15 protein-coding genes are annotated in these 15658 nt (G+C 71.2%); 8 read left to right on the top strand and 7 right to left on the bottom strand.

The features are described from left to right. Positions 1-204 precede the first annotated feature (204 nt). Complete coding sequence (locus PV350_RS35715) at positions 205-1962, bottom strand: NAD+ synthase (protein ID WP_500337653.1); 1758 nt, start codon at positions 1960-1962, stop codon at positions 205-207. 271 nt (positions 1963-2233) lie between these two features. Between PV350_RS35715 and glnA2 the strand changes: the two genes are divergently transcribed. The 4 genes from glnA2 to PV350_RS35695 all read left to right on the top strand — a co-directional run bounded on the left by glnA2 (position 2234) and on the right by PV350_RS35695 (position 6495). After that, positions 2234-3595 carry a glutamine synthetase family protein gene (glnA2, locus tag PV350_RS35710; RefSeq protein WP_499511526.1) on the top strand — a complete coding sequence of 454 codons (1362 nt, stop codon included), beginning with the start codon at positions 2234-2236 and terminating at the stop codon, positions 3593-3595. A gap of 788 nt (positions 3596-4383) precedes the next feature. After that, positions 4384-4827, top strand: coding sequence for an SCO4402 family protein (locus PV350_RS35705; RefSeq protein ID WP_500337652.1), 444 nt, complete (start codon positions 4384-4386; stop codon positions 4825-4827). A 925-nt stretch (positions 4828-5752) separates the two neighbouring features. Then, the gene (locus PV350_RS35700) at positions 5753-6091 is read left to right on the top strand and encodes an ankyrin repeat domain-containing protein (RefSeq protein WP_500337651.1); all 339 of its coding nucleotides are present in this window, start codon (positions 5753-5755) and stop codon (positions 6089-6091) included. 158 nt (positions 6092-6249) lie between these two features. Next, entirely contained in the window at positions 6250-6495 is a 246-nt protein-coding gene (locus tag PV350_RS35695; protein ID WP_499511519.1) for a hypothetical protein, read from the top strand. Positions 6496-6666: 171 nt separating this feature from the next. Here PV350_RS35695 and PV350_RS35690 read toward each other — a convergent pair whose 3' ends face one another. Next, positions 6667-7254 (bottom strand): fascin domain-containing protein, encoded by a 588-nt coding sequence (locus PV350_RS35690; protein WP_500337650.1) that lies wholly within the window; start codon positions 7252-7254, stop codon positions 6667-6669. Between the two features lie 385 nt (positions 7255-7639). Here PV350_RS35690 and PV350_RS35685 point away from each other — a divergent pair, with 385 nt between their 5' ends. Continuing rightward, a complete protein-coding gene (locus PV350_RS35685) occupies positions 7640-8530 on the top strand; it encodes a bifunctional helix-turn-helix transcriptional regulator/GNAT family N-acetyltransferase (RefSeq protein ID WP_500337649.1) in 891 nt (296 codons plus the stop codon). 80 nt (positions 8531-8610) lie between these two features. On the opposite strand, the gene PV350_RS35680 is transcribed toward PV350_RS35685, so the two are convergent. Continuing rightward, on the bottom strand, positions 8611-9525 hold the full coding sequence (locus PV350_RS35680; RefSeq protein WP_499511516.1) for a LysR family transcriptional regulator: 915 nt from the start codon (positions 9523-9525) through the stop codon (positions 8611-8613). A gap of 95 nt (positions 9526-9620) precedes the next feature. Between PV350_RS35680 and PV350_RS35675 the strand changes: the two genes are divergently transcribed. Next, positions 9621-10505: a PhzF family phenazine biosynthesis isomerase gene (locus tag PV350_RS35675; protein ID WP_499511515.1), complete on the top strand. Its 885-nt coding sequence runs from the start codon at positions 9621-9623 to the stop codon at positions 10503-10505. Here the strand turns inward: PV350_RS35675 and glpK are convergent. Both glpK and PV350_RS35665 read right to left on the bottom strand, forming a co-directional pair. Further along, positions 10489-11997 (bottom strand): glycerol kinase GlpK, encoded by a 1509-nt coding sequence (gene glpK, locus PV350_RS35670; RefSeq protein WP_499511514.1) that lies wholly within the window; start codon positions 11995-11997, stop codon positions 10489-10491. The two genes, PV350_RS35675 and glpK, sit on opposite strands and share 17 nt — an antisense overlap. Positions 11998-12068: 71 nt before the next feature. Continuing rightward, positions 12069-12836: an IclR family transcriptional regulator gene (locus PV350_RS35665; protein ID WP_499511513.1), complete on the bottom strand. Its 768-nt coding sequence runs from the start codon at positions 12834-12836 to the stop codon at positions 12069-12071. Positions 12837-13016: 180 nt separating this feature from the next. Here PV350_RS35665 and PV350_RS35660 point away from each other — a divergent pair, with 180 nt between their 5' ends. Both PV350_RS35660 and PV350_RS35655 read left to right on the top strand, forming a co-directional pair. Beyond that, positions 13017-13442, top strand: a complete 426-nt coding sequence (locus PV350_RS35660; protein ID WP_499511512.1) for an ATP-binding protein — start codon at positions 13017-13019, stop codon at positions 13440-13442. Between the two features lie 94 nt (positions 13443-13536). Beyond that, on the top strand, positions 13537-13959 hold the full coding sequence (locus PV350_RS35655) for a TOBE domain-containing protein (protein ID WP_499511511.1): 423 nt from the start codon (positions 13537-13539) through the stop codon (positions 13957-13959). Between the two features lie 24 nt (positions 13960-13983). Here PV350_RS35655 and PV350_RS35650 read toward each other — a convergent pair whose 3' ends face one another. Together PV350_RS35650 and PV350_RS35645 are read right to left on the bottom strand one after the other, a co-directional pair. After that, positions 13984-15003, bottom strand: a complete 1020-nt coding sequence (locus PV350_RS35650; protein ID WP_500337648.1) for a TolB family protein — start codon at positions 15001-15003, stop codon at positions 13984-13986. Positions 15004-15023: 20 nt separating this feature from the next. Beyond that, positions 15024-15658 (bottom strand): MFS transporter (locus PV350_RS35645; protein WP_500337647.1); only part of this gene is annotated, 635 nt, incomplete at its 5' end.

The raw sequence follows: 15658 nt of genomic DNA, 5'->3' as shown, positions 1-15658 counted from the left end.
GACGAGCGGCGAACCCGGCGCGGAATGATGTGGGGGTAAACCGCGAGCGTTGAGGACGTGCGCCGGCGCGGCCCCGACCCAGGCACACGGTGCGAGGCCCGCACTGACCGCGCCGGGCAATCGGGCGGGTGGTGGGGGATGCCCGCCGCAGGCGCAAACAACCCGCACACAACGACGGGCCGCAACCACAACCCCGGGCACTCGCTATGCGTGCTCGCGCCAGCGGTTCGTGATGGGGAGCCTGCGATCCTTCCCGAACCCCTTCGCGGAGATCTTCGTCCCCGGCGGATACTGCCTCCGCTTGTACTCCGCCGTGTCCACCATCCGCAGCACCTTCGCCACGAGCTCCCCGTCGAACCCGGCGGCGACGATCGCGTCGCGCCCCTTGTCCTGGTCGACGTACATCGCCAGCACCCGGTCCAGGACGTCGTAGTCCGGCAGGGAGTCCGTGTCGACCTGGCCCGGCCGCAGCTCCGCGCTGGGCGGCTTGGAGATGGAGTTCTCGGGGATGGGCGGGGTCTGGCCCCGCTCCGCCGCGGCCTGGTTGCGCCACTGCGCGAGGCGGAAGACGGTCGTCTTGTAGACGTCCTTGATGGGCCCGTACGCGCCGACCGAGTCGCCGTACAGCGTGGAGTAGCCGACCGCGAGCTCGCTCTTGTTGCCCGGGGCGAGGACGATGTGCCCCTCCTGGTTGGAGATGGCCATGAGCATCGTGCCGCGCAGCCGGGACTGCAGGTTCTCCTCCGCCAGTCCGGTCAGCCCCAGGGAGCCCATGTAGGCGTCGAACATCGGGGCGATCGGCACGGTGCGGAAGTTGAGCCCGGTCCTCCGGGCCAGTTCGGCGGCGTCGTCCTTGGAGTGGTCGGAGGAGTACCGCGACGGCATGGAGACGCCGTAGACGTTGGCCGCCCCGACCGCGTCGCAGGCGATGGCCGCGACCAGGGCCGAGTCGATGCCGCCGGAGAGGCCGATCAGCACGGAGCGGAAGCCGTTCTTGGCGACGTACGCCCGCAGGCCGACGACCAGCGCGGTGTAGACCTCCTCGTCGTCGCCCAGCCGCGGCGCCTCGCCGCCGTGCACCTCGGGCTCGTACGCGGGGAGCGGCTCGGCGGAGAGGGTGACGTGCTCGATCTCCAGGCCGTCGTCGGCGATGCCGCCCGGCACCTTGGTGGCGTCCGCGGCGGGCAGGTCGAGGTCGACCAGGACGCAGCCCTCCTCGAACTGCGGGGCGCGTGCGATCACCGCACCGTCCTCGGAGACGACGATCGAGTCGCCGTCGAAGACGAGCTCGTCCTGCCCGCCGATCATGGCGAGGTAGGCGAGGGTGCAGCCGGCCTCCTGGGCGCGCTTGCGCACCAGGTCCAGGCGGGTGTCGTCCTTGGCGACCTCGTAGGGGGAGGCGTTGACGGAGAGCAGCAGACCGGCGCCGGCGGTGCGGGTGGCGGGCACCCGGCCGCCGTCCTGCCACAGGTCCTCGCAGATGGCGAGGGCGACGTCGACCCCGTGCACCCGGATCACCGGGAGGGTGTCGCCGGGCACGAAGTAGCGGAACTCGTCGAAGACGCCGTAGTTCGGCAGGTGGTGCTTGGCGAACTTCAGCACGACCTTCCCGCCGTGCAGCACGGCGGCGGCGTTGCGCGGTGAGCCGGCCGGCTGGCCGTAGCGGGGCTGGGCCTTCTCGCTGCGGTCGAGGTAGCCGACGACCACCGGCAGCTCTCCGAAGCCCTCGGCCGCCAGGCGCTCGGCGAGGGCCTCCAGGGCGGCACGGCTGGCTTCGACGAAGGAGGAGCGCAGGGCGAGGTCCTCCACGGGGTACCCGGTCAGCGCCATCTCCGGGAAGGCCACGAGGTGGGCTCCCTGTTCGGCCGCGTGCCGGGTCCAGCGCACGACCGACTCCGCGTTCCCGGCGAGGTCGCCGACGGTGGAGTCGATCTGATTCAGGGCGAGGCGAAGTTGAGGCACGCCGCCCAGTGTAATCGTCAAACCGACGCGATGTCGTGGGCGACGCCTGTGGGGTCGCGCACTCGGCCCGGGAAGCCATGGCGGACGGGCCTTTCCGGGGTCGGCCCCCTGTGTCAAGATCGCAAGGGTGCATCACAATGGTGGCGAGGGGTGTCCGGCGGTCCCGGCCGCCGCCGAAACAGACCGGTAACCCCGTGACGTGATACTGGTCTGGCCCTCGCTCGAGCCGGCACGGACAACAGGCCCCCATGACCTGTGAGGTTGGATAGCTATGGATAAGCAGCAGGAGTTCGTGCTCCGTACCCTCGAAGAGCGCGACATCCGATTCGTGCGGCTGTGGTTCACCGACGTGCTGGGCTACCTCAAGTCGGTCGCCGTGGCGCCTGCCGAACTGGAGCAGGCCTTCGACGAGGGCATCGGCTTCGACGGGTCCGCGATCGAGGGCTTCGCGCGGGTGTACGAGTCGGACATGATCGCCAAGCCCGACCCCGGCACCTTCCAGATCCTCCCGTGGCGCGCCGAGGCCCCCGGCACCGCCCGGATGTTCTGCGACATCCTCATGCCGGACGGCTCCCCGTCGTACGCCGACCCCCGCTTCGTCCTCAAGCGGTCCCTGGCCAAGGCCTCCGACCTCGGGTTCACCTTCTACACGCACCCCGAGATCGAGTTCTTCCTGCTGAAGAACCTGCCGCTGGACGGCAGCGTGCCGGTGCCCGCCGACAACTCGGGCTACTTCGACCACACCCCGCAGAACGTGGGCCAGGACTTCCGCCGCCAGGCCATCACGATGCTGGAGTCGATGGGCATCTCGGTGGAGTTCTCCCACCACGAGGGCGCCCCCGGCCAGCAGGAGATCGACCTGCGCTACGCCGACGCGCTGTCCACCGCCGACAACATCATGACCTTCCGCCTGGTCATGAAGCAGGTCGCGCTGGAGCAGGGCGTGAACGCCACGTTCATGCCCAAGCCCTTCAGCCAGCACCCCGGCTCCGGCATGCACACGCACCTGTCGCTCTTCGAGGGCGACCGCAACGCCTTCCACGAGTCCGGCGCCGAGTACCAGCTGTCGAAGGTCGGCCGCTCCTTCATCGCGGGCCTGCTGCGGCACGCCGACGAGATCTCCGCGGTGACCAACCAGTGGGTCAACTCGTACAAGCGCATCTGGGGTGGCGCCAACCGCACCGCGGGCGCCGGCGGCGAGGCCCCGTCGTACATCTGCTGGGGCCACAACAACCGGTCCGCGCTCATCCGCGTCCCGATGTACAAGCCCGGCAAGACCGGCTCCACCCGGGTCGAGGTCCGCTCCATCGACTCCGGCGCCAACCCGTACCTCACCTACGCCGTCCTCCTGGCCGCCGGCCTCAAGGGCATCGAGGAGGGCTACGAACTCCCGCCCGGCGCCGACGACGACGTGTGGGCCCTCTCCGACGGCGAGCGCCGCGCCCTCGGCATCCAGCCCCTCCCGCAGAACCTCGGTGAGGCCATCTCCCTCATGGAGCGCAGCGAACTGGTCGCCGAGACGCTCGGGGAGCACGTCTTCGACTTCTTCCTGCGCAACAAGAAGCAGGAGTGGGAGGAGTACCGGAGCGAGGTCACGGCGTTCGAGCTCCGCAAGAACCTCCCGAACCTGTAACCGCAGGTCAGCGGGGTTCCCCGAGGACGATGCGATCCGGGCCGGCAGCGCGATGCTGTCGGCCCGGAGTCGTCTCATTCGCTCCGGGCCGTCTGTGGGCCGTCCAGCGCGGCGTCCGAGGTTTCATAGAGGTTGTCGACGGCCCGACGTGTTCGTCCCTCCCTGCTCGGCATTAAGTGCGTGTAGACGCGAAGCGTGAACCCCCGCGTAGGTGTGGCCGCGGTAGCCGTACCGGCCGCCGTCCACAGGGATGGGGATCAGCCCGGCGGCGGCGAGTGCAGGCTTCCAGGCTCGGGTGTTGAAGTCGGTACGGCGGACCACCCCACCACCCGGCAGCGAGAAGAACAGCAGTGCCCACATCGCAGAGGCGCATCGCCGCCACGAACGGAGCCGACCGCAACGACTTCGACACTGAGTTCGCCCCGACCAACGTCGAGATCCACGCGGTCAGCACTGCGGTCGACCTTGGCGACGCAGGAATGGCACTGGACGTAACCGTGCGCGTCGACCCCTCAGGACCGTCCCCGGAGCGCCAGGCACGTTTCCTGGTTGACGTGGCGCGAGCGCACGCGCAGCGGCGACACGTCGGCGAGGCCACAGCCGCACTCCTCGAGTGCCGAAACCCTGGCCCCCGAACAAGTCCACTCCCACCACCTGGCCCGCGAAGCAGTCCGCGACCTCCTCCAGTTCTCCGGACACCGAGTCCCCGAACCCTTGGCAGAGCTTGCCGGCCGCATGGCGATCGCGTAAGGCTTCCTGGCGATACAGGACGTCACTAGGCTCGCGACGTGACAGACCACGGCATTGAGTTCCCAGTCTTCCGACTCCACGTTGTGCCGGCGGTTCTGGCGCTCGCGAGCCCGTCTTGGCAGCGCGATGTATGGCTGCGGCCGGAGGGGCTCGAAGATCTGGACTACGTGATCCACGTGCTGTTCGACGACTTCTGCAACGCGGACGACCCCGCCCCATGGCTGGGCAAGAGCCTGCGTACGGAGGAGGAAGTCACGCTCATGAAAGCACTGGGCGAGGCCTACTCCGTCGTGCAAGACCAAGTCGGTGACATGGCGCCAGACCAGAACTATCTGGATAGTCCGGACTGGGCTCCGGTGATCACGATCGCGGCCAAGCTGGCTCAGGTAATGGTGACCAACGATCTCCAGGCCGCGGCTCTGCTGCACGAGGAACGGTCTCAGCGCGGCGCATCCCCCGGGATCGGACACACAACCAACTGAGCTGCACTGTTACGGATTTCCCTACCTCATCAAGGCACCCGGCGCCGCTCAGGCTCCGCCGGGCGCCGACACGATCTTTAGCCACCTCCCCGGTCCGGGACCCGACGTCGAGTAAGACCAGGGGCCCATCGGGCTTGTTGCGGGCAGGGAGGAGCCAGCCCGATTCGCGGCCAGCGTATGGCCCCCTGGCTCCGCGCGGGGCAGCATGACGGACATCGAGGGATGGCACATGCCACAGCCGTGCCACGTAGGGCGGTGCCGAATGGGGGGCCATGGGGAACGGTGGAGACGGGGCGACGTTGCCGCAGGTCCAGTCCCTGCCTCACCTGGGCGGACGCTGGGCGTGGGCTAGTGTGCGCCTTGTGAGGGGGCAGGAGTGGCGGAGAAACCGAAATGGCAGAACCATCCGGTCTGGTACCTGGTGTTCATAGTGCCGCAGCTAATGTTTGTGACCTCGGAGGACGACACCATCAGCCGTTTCCTCGGGGCGTCGAGTCTTGTGCTGTGGGGATTCCTTTGCGGGCGCGAGTCGGCGAAGCGGGCCGCGTGGCGGAGGAGTGCCGCTGAGGGAGGGGCCGCGGCGGACAAGAGACGCCAATGGCGCGAAGGCCGCCGCCCCACCTAGCCCGCAACCCGCGGCTCCGCAGTTGTGCCGCTGACATCCACCGATGACTGTGAAGATCGGGGGGGGGCGCTGTCCCGGTGGTCTGACCCGCCAAATGACCGACGCTCATCAACGGCTACGAACGGCTGCGGATCAGCTCGGCTGCTGGACACCCAGTACCGTGGCGGGGCCGTCTGTGGGCCGTACGAGGGCGCCCAGGGGTGGCCAACGCTGACACGTATTGACGGGGCGATTGCGGGTCACAGGGGTAGTTGCCTGGGAGGGACTGTGAACGCCGGACAAAGTGACCGCATTTGGCGCATGGCCATCGACGCGGCGCGGCGTGGACACCTCGACAGCCTGCGCACGAGTGTTGAGACCAAGCTCTTCGATCGCAATCGCCCCGATCATCGGGGTATGACGCTCCTGCACCACGCCGTTGCAGCCGAGATTGAACGGGCCTGGTCCGAGCGCAGGGGCCGGGCATACGTCGACTGCGTCGCTTACCTGCTCATCGCCGACGTGGATTTCACCGTTCGTGATGAGGAGGGCCGCACAGCCGAGGACATTGCTTCGATGAACGGCCACTGGCTGGCAGAGGGGCTGCTACGCGCGTGGGCGCGACTCCACGGCGCCGGACTGCCGTCCGAGACCTCGTAGAGGTGACCCGGGCCGTCACCGGCCCATCCGCAGGGACCCATCCGGGAAGCTCACTGCCGTCGATCCGTACGGGGGTCGCGCGGCCGGGCCGCGCACGGCACGGTGCGGCCATCGCGCTGTGTACGTCGGGGCAGCCGGGTGAGGAGGACACTGATCCCATGGCCCTACCCAAAACGCATCATTGCTCTTCCTGCTCGGACGGTGGCGCGCAGGAAGAGGTCATCCACGAAGACCTCGTCGTCGGAGCGCCGCTGTCCATGGAGGATCTCACCGAGGCGCAGCGCTTGGACCGGTTCGCCCGCAAGTACGCGCACGATGGTTGCCAGGTCAGAGAGGTCCGACGAGTCCCGCACGACTGCTTGAGCGGCTACGCGTGGTCCGTCCGCTTCGTCGAGAGTTCCTGACCACAGCCCGTTGGCGGGGCCCGCCGGGCTGCCGGCGGTCACTGATGACACAGGCGTGCCGCAAGCGCCGCAGCCGGGCAGGGGGCGAGACGCCTCACCCCCTGCCCGGCTTCCGTGCGGTCGTGCCTCAGCTCGCCCGGCCCTGGCCCGTGGTCATGACCAGCCGGCCGGTCAGGAGGAGATCAAGAACTTCTCCCAATCTCCGACGGAGGTGGAGCGTGCCCGGAGCATGCCGTAGCCGGAGCCCGTGTAGGCCAGCTCGGAGGTCACGTACTTGCCGTTGGCGAGGGACTTGAGGGTGCAGTAGTCGGTGCAGCGGACGTCGAACTTCTCCCACGCTCCGACGCTGCCCGAACGCGCCCGGAGCATGCCGGCGTCGGCGCCCGTGTAGTTCTGCTCGGCGCTCACCCAGCCCTTGGCGCTGTAGGAATAGAGGGTGTAGAACCCGTTTCCCGGGCAGATGGAGAACTTCTCCCAGTCGCCGGCGGAGGTCGACCGAGCGCGGAGCATTCCGGAGACGTATCCGGTGTAGTCGACCTCGGCGGAGACGAAGCGATTGCTGGCCTTGGACTTGAGCTTGATGTCCGCACAGTGGTCGTCGCCGAGATCCCAGTCGGGGAGGGCCGCGGCCTTGGCGACCGCCTGAGCGGGGGTGGGGGTGTGGATCGTGTCGGCGATCGCGGACGGCGTCGCGGTCAGCACGACCGCCCCCACCGCCACGGCCATGCCGATCTTGCCGAAGATGCTCTTGAGGTTCACGTTCCTGCTTCCTGCGATCTTTCTCTGATCTTTGTGTGATGACCTGCCGCGGCCTGCCGAGAACCGGTGGCCGCGGATGGCCGAGCGCCGGACGCCTGGACTTCGGTGCGCACCGTACGGTCCGGCGTCCGGCGTATGGCTGGGACGTTGCTGATGTCGGCATAAGCCAACCTTGTGGGCATTGACGCCTCATCGACAGGCCGTTGAAGAACGATTGACGCGTCCGGGCGATCGGCGTCAGACCGGCGGTCCCGGCTTCGCGTCACCGGTCATGCCCATGCCGCCACGGGAGGAGCTCGGAACGCCCGAGCCAGGCGACCGGCTCAGGAGCGCGACTCTCCAGGCCGGGCATCGCCTTCCGGAGTTCTCTGACTACTATCAGAGAATGGAACGGGAGCAGGTCGATGCGGTGCGCAGGTTCAACCGCGCGGTCACGCAGCGCGTCGGTGCCCTGGATGACGAGTACCTGTCGCGGGACCGCTCACTCGGCCTGTCGCGGCTGCTCTGGGAGGTCGAGCCCGAGGGATCCGAGGTGCGCGTCCTCCGCTCACGGCTGGGTCTGGACTCCGGGTACCTGAGCCGGCAGCTGCGGCGGCTGGAGTCGGACGGCCTGGTGACCACGGACCCGGACCCGGATGACGGACGGGTGCGGAAGGTGCGTCTGACCGGGACCGGCGTTGCGGAGCGGGCGGTGCTGGACCGCGCGTCGGACGAACTCGCGGAGTCGATCCTCGATCCGCTGACCGACGGTCAGCGGGGGCGCTTGGTGGCGGCGATGACGGAGGTCGGGCGGCTGTTGCTGGCCTCCCAGGTGCGGATCGGGATCACGGACCCGCGCGAGCCCGACGCCCGTTACTGCCTGCGCTCCTACTTCGAGGAGTTGGGACGGCGGTTCGACACCGGCTTCGACCCCGCCCAGAGCCTCTCCGCGAGCGACGAGGAGATGACGCTGCCGGACGGATTGCTCCTGGTGGCGAGCGCGCAGGGCTCCCCGGTGGGGTGCGGGGCGCTCAAGCTGCACCCCGATACGCGGATCGCGGAGGTGAAGCGGATGTGGGCGTCCCCGGACGTTCGCGGCCTCGGCCTGGGCCGTCGCATCCTCGAGCGACTCGCGGACGAGGCGGTCCTCCGCGGGATGCGGACGCTGCGACTGGAGACGAACCGCACGCTCGCGGAGGCCAGACGCCTCTATGAGACCGCCGGATTCGTGGAAGTCGAGGCGTTCAGCACCGAGCCGTACGCGCACCACTGGTTCGAGCGGAACCTCGAAGGCTGACACGACTGCTCCGCCCGGGCGTGATCACGGCCGTACCCGCCGCCGTTGAAGTCGGCGCGCACGCTGCCGGGGGCGGTGACCTACTCGACCGCCGAGCCCCCGTTTCCGTGCCGCGCGAAGTGGTCCGTCAGCGCGTCGAGGACGGCCCGGACCGCCGGGGAGGTCCAGCGGCCGCGCCGGCGGACGAGCTGGACGGGCACGTCGGGGAGGCCGGGCCCGGGGACGGCGGTCAGGGTGCCCTGGCGCAGGGCGGTGCGGACGGTGGCGCGGGGGAGGACGCCGAGCCCGAGGCCAGCGGCCACGCAGGTGCGGGCGGCCTCGCTGCTGCCGAACCGGGTCAGCCGTGGCCGGGCGTCGCGGACGCCGAGGAGTTCGCGCGCGACGCGGTCGCTGTAGGAGCAGCCCTCCTCGTGGAGGAAGAAGGTCTCCCGGGCGAGTTCCGCCCAGGTGACGGGCCGGTCGAGCGCGGCCAGCGGGTGACCGGGGGCGGCGATGAGGACCAGCGGTTCGGCGGCGAGCGGGTGGGCGGTCATGTCGGGCAGGGCGACCTGGTCCTCCAGCAGCAGGGCGACGTCGAGCCGCCCGGCCCGCAGTCCCTCCACGGCCGCGTCGCTGCCCGCCGGGTGGAGGTGGACGTCGATGCCGGGGTGGGTGCGGCGCAGGGCGGCGACGATCCGGGGCACGTGCGTCGAGCAGAGCGTGTCCCCGGCGCCGAGGACGACGGTCCCGCCGGACCGGGCGTCCCCGGCCGCCGTGCCGCGCAGGCGCGTCTCCGCTTCGAGGACGCCCTCGGCCTCCGTCATCAGGCGCCGTCCGGCCCCGGTGAGCTGTGCGCCGCGCGGCATGCGGTCGAAGAGCCGTACGCCCAGCTCCTTCTCCAGGGACTTGATCTGCGCCGTCACGGTGGACTGCGACAGGTGCAGTTCGGCGGCCGCGCCGGTGAAGTTCCCCGTCCTCGCCAGGGTGAGGAAGGTGGTGAGCAGTCGGGTGTCCACGGCTCGACCGTAACCGCTGCGATCGGCTCCATCAATCGCGGTGATGGACAACCATCGTTTCTGCCAATGGCACCTGGTGTGACAGCGTGGACGGCATGACATCTGGGACCCGCACCGACGTGCTGCGCTACACCGCCTTCAGTTCCGACCCCGCGGGCGGCAATCCGGCCGGCGTCGTCCTCGACGCGTCGGACCTCGACGAGGAGCGCATGCTCGCCCTCGCCGCCGAGGTCGGCTACTCCGAGACGGCGTTCGTCACGGCCGCGGACCGCGCCCGCCGGCGGTTCACCCTGCGCTACTTCAGCCCCCTCGCCGAGGTCGACTTCTGCGGCCACGCGACCGTCGCGACCGCCGTCGCGCTGGCGGAGCGCATCGGCCCCGGTGAGCTGGTCTTCGACACCCCGGCGGGGGAGATCCCCGTGCTGACGGCCGGCGACGGCGAGGGGGCGCTGCACGCCACGCTCACCAGCGTGCCGACCCGCTCGCGTCCGGCCGAGGACGCCGAGCTGGACGCCGCGCTCGCCGCGCTGGGCTGGGAGCGGGGCGAGCTGGACCCCGCGCTGCCGCCGCACGTGGCCTTCGGAGGGGTCCACCACCTGGTGCTGGCCGCCGCGGAGCGGGCCCGTCTGGCGGACCTGGCGTACGACTTCGACGCCCTGGCCGGTGTGATGCGCCGCCACGGGTGGACCACGGTGCACCTGGTGTGGCGGGAGGCCGCGGACCGCTTCCACGCCCGCGACCCCTTCCCGGTGGGCGGGGTCGTCGAGGACCCGGCGACCGGCGCGGCCGCGGCGGCGTTCGGCGGTTACCTGCGCGAGCTCGGCCTGGTGCCGGAGGCGGCCCGGGTGGTCGTGCGGCAGGGCGAGGACATGGGCCGCCCGAGCGAGCTGCTCGTGGGCGTCGACCCGCGGGACCCGCGCGTCCGGGTGACCGGCCGGGCGGTGCGCCTGGGCACGCCGACGGTCACGGGGGCTGTCTGATCCAGCCGATGGAGCGCTCGACGGCGCGCTGCCAGTTCTCGTACTCGGCGTCGCGGTGCCCCGGGTCCATGTCGGGCAGCCACTGCCCGGCACGGTGCCAGTTGTTCCGCAGCACCTTCAGGTCCGGCCAGTAGCCGGAGGCGAGACCGGCGGCGTAGGCGGCGCCCAGGGACACGGTCTCGGCGACCATGGGGCGGACCACGGGGACGTCGAGGACGTCGGCGATGAACTGCATGAGCAGGTTGTCCGCGGTCATGCCGCCGTCGACCTTGAGTTCCTTCAGCCCGAGCGAGGAGTCGGCGTTCATGGCGTCGACGACCTCGCGGGTCTGCCAGCCGGTGGCCTCCAGGACGGCCCGGGCGAGATGCCCCTTGGTGATGTACGAGGTGAGGCCGACGATGACGCCCCGGGCGTCGCTGCGCCAGTGCGGGGCGAAGAGACCGGAGAAGGCGGGCACGATGTAGCAGCCGCCGTTGTCCGCGACGGTGAGGGCGAGGGTCTCGATCTCCGGGGCGCTGCTGATCAGCCCGAGGCGGTCGCGGAACCACTGCACCAGCGATCCGGTGACGGCGATCGAGCCCTCCAGGGCGTAGACCGTCGGCTGGTCGTCGATCTTGTACGCGACCGTGGAGAGCAGCCCGTGCCGCGACCTGACCATCGTGGTCCCGGTGTTGAGCAGCAGGAAACTGCCGGTCCCGTAGGTGCACTTCGCCTCGCCGGGGGAGAAGCAGGTCTGGCCGAAGAGCGCCGCCTGCTGGTCGCCGAGGGCGGCGGTGATGCGGACCCCGGGCAGGACCGTCCGGGCCGCGCCGTAGTTCTCGGCGGAGGCGTGGATCTCCGGGAGCATCGCGCGGGGGACGCCGAAGAAGTCCAGCAGGTCCTGGTCCCAGGTCAGCGAGCGGATGTTCATCAGCATGGTGCGGCTGGCGTTGGTGGCGTCGGTGATGTGCAGGCCGCCGTCGACCCCGCCCGTCAGGTTCCAGATCAGCCAGGTCTCCATCGTCCCGAAGAGCACCTCGCCGTCGCGGGCGCGCTGTTCCAGCCCGCGCACCTCGTCGAAGAGCCAGCGGATCCGCGGCGCGGAGAAGTAGGTGGAGGGCGGCAGGCAGCAGCGCTCCAGGAAGAAGTCGTCGCCGGGGTCCTTGCGCAGCCGCTCGACGAGCGGCGCGGTACGGGTGTCCTGCCAGACGATCGCCCGGCCCAGCGGTACGCCCGTGCTCCGGTCCCACAGCACGGTCGTCTCCCGCTGGTTGGCGATGCCGATCGCGGCGACCTCCTCCGCCGCGATCTCGGCGGAGGACAGCGCCTGCGGCACGATGCGTTCGAGGTTGCGCCAGATCTCCAGGGCGTCGTGCTCGACCCAGCCGGGCCTGGGGAAGTGCTGCTGGTGCTCGCGCTGGGCCACCGACACCAGGCGCCCCCGGTGGTCGAACAGGATGCATCGGGTGGAGGTGGTGCCCTGGTCGATGGACATCACATACCGTTCAACCATGATCGGGGCCTGCTTTCCGATGCTTTCCGACGCGTTCGCTGTGCTCGGGGTGTCCGGTGCCCGGGCGGGCCTCACCAGCGGGCGGCGCCCAGGTCTCTGGAGATCGCCCGCGCGGCCTCGCGGAGCAGCGTGACCAGGGACGCCAGCGGGCGGCCCTTGCTGTCGCAGATCCGCTCGACCGGGCCGGACAGGCCGATCGCGCCCACGACGAGGCCGCCCGACCCGCGGATCGGCGCCGAGACCCCGGCCTCGCCCATCGACATCTCCTGCACCTCCGGCGCCCAGCCCTGCTCGCGGACCTCGGCGAGGGCCCGGGTCAGGTCCTCCGGGACCACCAGGGTGTGCCGGGTGTACGCCTCCAGTTCCTCCTTCAGCAGCGGCTCCAGCGGTGCCGCACCGTACGCCAGCAGGATCTTGCCGAGCGAGGAGGCGTGCAGCGGCAGCAGGGCTCCGACGTCGAGCGTCTGCAGGCTGTCGTCGGGCCGGAAGACGTGGTGGACGACGAGCACCTGGCCCTCCAGCGGGGTGCCGAGGCGTACCGCCTCGCCGCTGCGGGCGGCCAGCGCGTCGGCCCAGTTGATCGACCGGGACCGCAGTTCGTTGACGTCCAGGTAGCTGGTGCCCAGGTGCAGCAGGGCCGCCCCGAGCTGGTACTTCCCGGTCGCCGGGTCCTGCTCCACGAAGTCCACGTGCTGGAGGGTGCGCAGGATGCCGTGGGCGGTGCCCTTCGCCAGCCCGAGCGAGCCGGCCACTTCGCCCAGCCCGAGCCGGCGGGGACCGCCGGCCAGGAGCCTGAGGATCGCCGCCGCCCGTTCGATGGACTGGAGCGGGCCGGCCATACGTCGATGCTATCCCCGGCGACCACGATGGGCATCAGCGCGTTTGCGCAGGTCGTTCGGCCTCTGAGGGCGGCGTTCGATAATGACGACCCCGATTCATTGACCCGGGATGTCCTGTCTCGGAAGCTTTCGTGCAGGTCCGGGAGTCCACCCGGCAGGACTCCCCGGGAGGAGGACACCATGGCGGCACAGCCCGAGACGATGCCGCAGCGCGAGGACGTGCACGTCTGCGCGCTGTCGCACATCCCAGGCGCCCTGTCCGTCGTGCGCCGGAGGGTACGGGGCGTGCTGGCGGAGTGGGAGCTGCGCGCGGAGGTGGCCGAGGACGCGCTGCTGGTGATATCGGAGCTGACCACGAACGCGATCGTGCACGCCGACGGCCCCGCGTCCCTGCGCATCTGCTGGACCGAGGTCGAGGGGCGCAGCGCCCTGCACATCGAGGTGACCGACTCGGGCCCGTCGGCCCGACCATGCATGCCGGGGGGATCCACCGACCCCGACGAGCACGGCCGGGGCCTCGGCATCGTGGGCGCCCTCTCCACACGGCACGGCATACGTGCCGACTGCGCCGGTATCACCCGCTGGGCGGACCTGGTCACCGCCTGAGCCGCCGCCGGCGGGACCGGACCGCCGCCCGGGCCCGGGGCGGGCGGCGGGTCGTTCCGCGCGGCGCGCCGGGGGCGGGCTTACGGTGCCGCTCATGGCACTGAGCATTCGCAACCAGATCGACGGCAAGGTCGCCTCGGTGGTCCCGGGCGAGGTGATGGCCGTGGTCACGGTGCGCCTCGACGGCGGGGGACCGGACTTCACGGCGGCCGTGACCGCCGAGGCCGTGCGGGAGCTCGGCATCATCCCGGGCGGCGGGGTGACCGTGCTGATCAAGGCGACGGAGGTCTCCCTCGCCACGGCCCCGGTGCAGGGCATCAGCATCCGCAACCGGGTCCCCGGGACCGTCACCGCCGTGACGCCGGGCGAGGCCATGGCGACCGTCCGGATCGGCTTCGCGGGCGGCCGCGAGCTGACCGCCGTGATCACCCGGGAGGCCCTCGACGAGCTGGGCGTCGCCGAGGGCGCCGCGGTCGTCGCGCTGGTCAAGGCGACCGACGTGTCACTGGCGACCTGAGCGGACGGGGCCCCGCGGCGAGCCCTAGCCGAGGTACGCGGGGGCCAGCGCCGCCGTCATCATGCGGCGGGCCGTTCCGGTGCCGTCGGCGGGCACCGTCCACAGGTCCGCGCCGAAGTCCCCGGCCAGGGCGTAGACGACCGTGTGGTCGTCGCGCCAGACGACCTGGTCGTCGACGCTGCGCCGCTCCGCGAGCGGGGTCTCGCGCAGGGTGGCCAGGTCCAGGACGTACAGCCGCCAGGGCGCGTCGGGGGACAGGCCCGCGACGCGCTTCTTGAACACCAGCCGGGTGCCGTCGGGCGAGAGCGAGGGGCACTCGACGTTGCCGCGCAGCGTGCGGACGGAGCGGGCCGCGACGTCGCCGCGGACGAGGTAGGTGCGGCCGCCGGTGCCCAGGGTGGCGTAGAAGTGGGTGTCGTCGGAGAAGGTCACGCCCCAGAAGTTGACGTCGGCGGCGTGGTACGGCCGGCCCTCCTTGGTGATCCGGAAGTCCTCGAGGTTCTTGACGAGGGTCCAGGTACGGGTGTCCAGGACGGAGGTGCGGGTGGAGAAGTTCGTGCCCGCGTAGGAGTCGCCCCCGACGAACACCGTCCAGGCGACCATGCGCCCGCTGGGCGAGACCCGGGCCCGGGTCGGGATGCCCGCGAGGGGGAAGCGGCGCAGCTCGTGCAGCCGGGCGTCGAGCACGACGGCGCGGTAGCTGTCCTGGACGGCGCCCTTGACGGACTGCAGGCAGATGCCGGTGCCCGCGGCCGCGTAGAAGCGCAGGCACTTCACGTCCGAGGCGGTGCGCGCGGCCCCGGGCCGGCCGGCCGGGACCGTGGCGAGCTCGTCCCGGTGCGAGCCCCACGCCATGTTGCGGAACACCATGCGGGGCGCGTCCGGCGCCAGCGTCACCGCCCCCGCCGTGACCGCGGGGCCGCCCGCCTGCGGGCGGTCCTTCTCCGCCGCCCGGTCGGCGGCGCGCAGCACGGACACGGCGGCGACGGCGGCCAGCGCCGCCACGGCGGCGAGCAGCACGAACAGACGGCTGCGGGTGTTCATGGGGGGCCTTTCCTCGAAGGTCACGTGCTCGGCGCCGGACGCAGGTACACGGCGCAGACCGCGCACGCCGTCAGCGCCAGCGCGGCGGCGGTGAGCGCCGTGCGGTCGCCCCAGGCGGTCCAGGCCGCGCCGAAGGCCAGGGAGGCGACGAAGCGGGCCATGGCCTGCCCGGTCTGGACGAGGGCGAGCCCGGCACCGCGCAACTCGTCGGGGACGGCGGTGGAGGCGGCGGCCATCAGCACACCGTCCGTGGCGGCGTAGAAGGCGCCGTGCAGCAGCAGGACGGCGTACGCGGGGCCGTGCGCGAGCATCAGCCCGTACGCGGCGAGCAGCGCGAGGTGTCCCGCCAGGAACATCCGCCAGCGCCCCACCCGGTCGGCCAGCCGCCCCAGCGGCATCGCGAGCAGCAGGAAGGCCGCCGCGGTGCCCAGGGGGAGCAGCGCGAACCAGCGGTCGGGGACCCCGAGCCGGTGCTGGAGCAGCAGGTAGACGAAGGAGTCGCTCACCGTCGACAGGCCCAGCAGCGTCGCGCAGACCGTCAGCCGTCGCACGTCCCGGCGGCGCAGCAGCGCCACGGACGCCCGCAGCGAGGGCGGGGGCGCGTCGGCGGGACGTGCGACGGCTGACGGTCTGCGCGACGCTGCTGGGCCTGTCG

The organism is Streptomyces sp. PA03-6a (assembly GCF_033792765.1).
Taxonomy (GTDB): Bacteria; Actinomycetota; Actinomycetes; order Streptomycetales; family Streptomycetaceae; genus Actinacidiphila.
This window is presented reverse-complemented; position numbering and strand designations above follow the sequence as displayed.

Coding starts and splice junctions, on each gene's coding strand:
- glnA2 (WP_499511526.1), top strand. CDS start 2,234: ATGGATAAGCAGCAGGAGTTCGTGCTCCGTACCCTCGAAGAGCGCGAC.
- PV350_RS35700 (WP_500337651.1), top strand. CDS start 5,753: ATGGCCATCGACGCGGCGCGGCGTGGACACCTCGACAGCCTGCGCACG.
- PV350_RS35695 (WP_499511519.1), top strand. CDS start 6,250: ATGGCCCTACCCAAAACGCATCATTGCTCTTCCTGCTCGGACGGTGGC.
- PV350_RS35685 (WP_500337649.1), top strand. CDS start 7,640: ATGGAACGGGAGCAGGTCGATGCGGTGCGCAGGTTCAACCGCGCGGTC.
- PV350_RS35675 (WP_499511515.1), top strand. CDS start 9,621: ATGACATCTGGGACCCGCACCGACGTGCTGCGCTACACCGCCTTCAGT.
- glpK (WP_499511514.1), bottom strand. CDS start 11,997: ATGGTTGAACGGTATGTGATGTCCATCGACCAGGGCACCACCTCCACC.
- PV350_RS35665 (WP_499511513.1), bottom strand. CDS start 12,836: ATGGCCGGCCCGCTCCAGTCCATCGAACGGGCGGCGGCGATCCTCAGG.
- PV350_RS35660 (WP_499511512.1), top strand. CDS start 13,017: ATGGCGGCACAGCCCGAGACGATGCCGCAGCGCGAGGACGTGCACGTC.
- PV350_RS35655 (WP_499511511.1), top strand. CDS start 13,537: ATGGCACTGAGCATTCGCAACCAGATCGACGGCAAGGTCGCCTCGGTG.
- PV350_RS35650 (WP_500337648.1), bottom strand. CDS start 15,003: ATGAACACCCGCAGCCGTCTGTTCGTGCTGCTCGCCGCCGTGGCGGCG.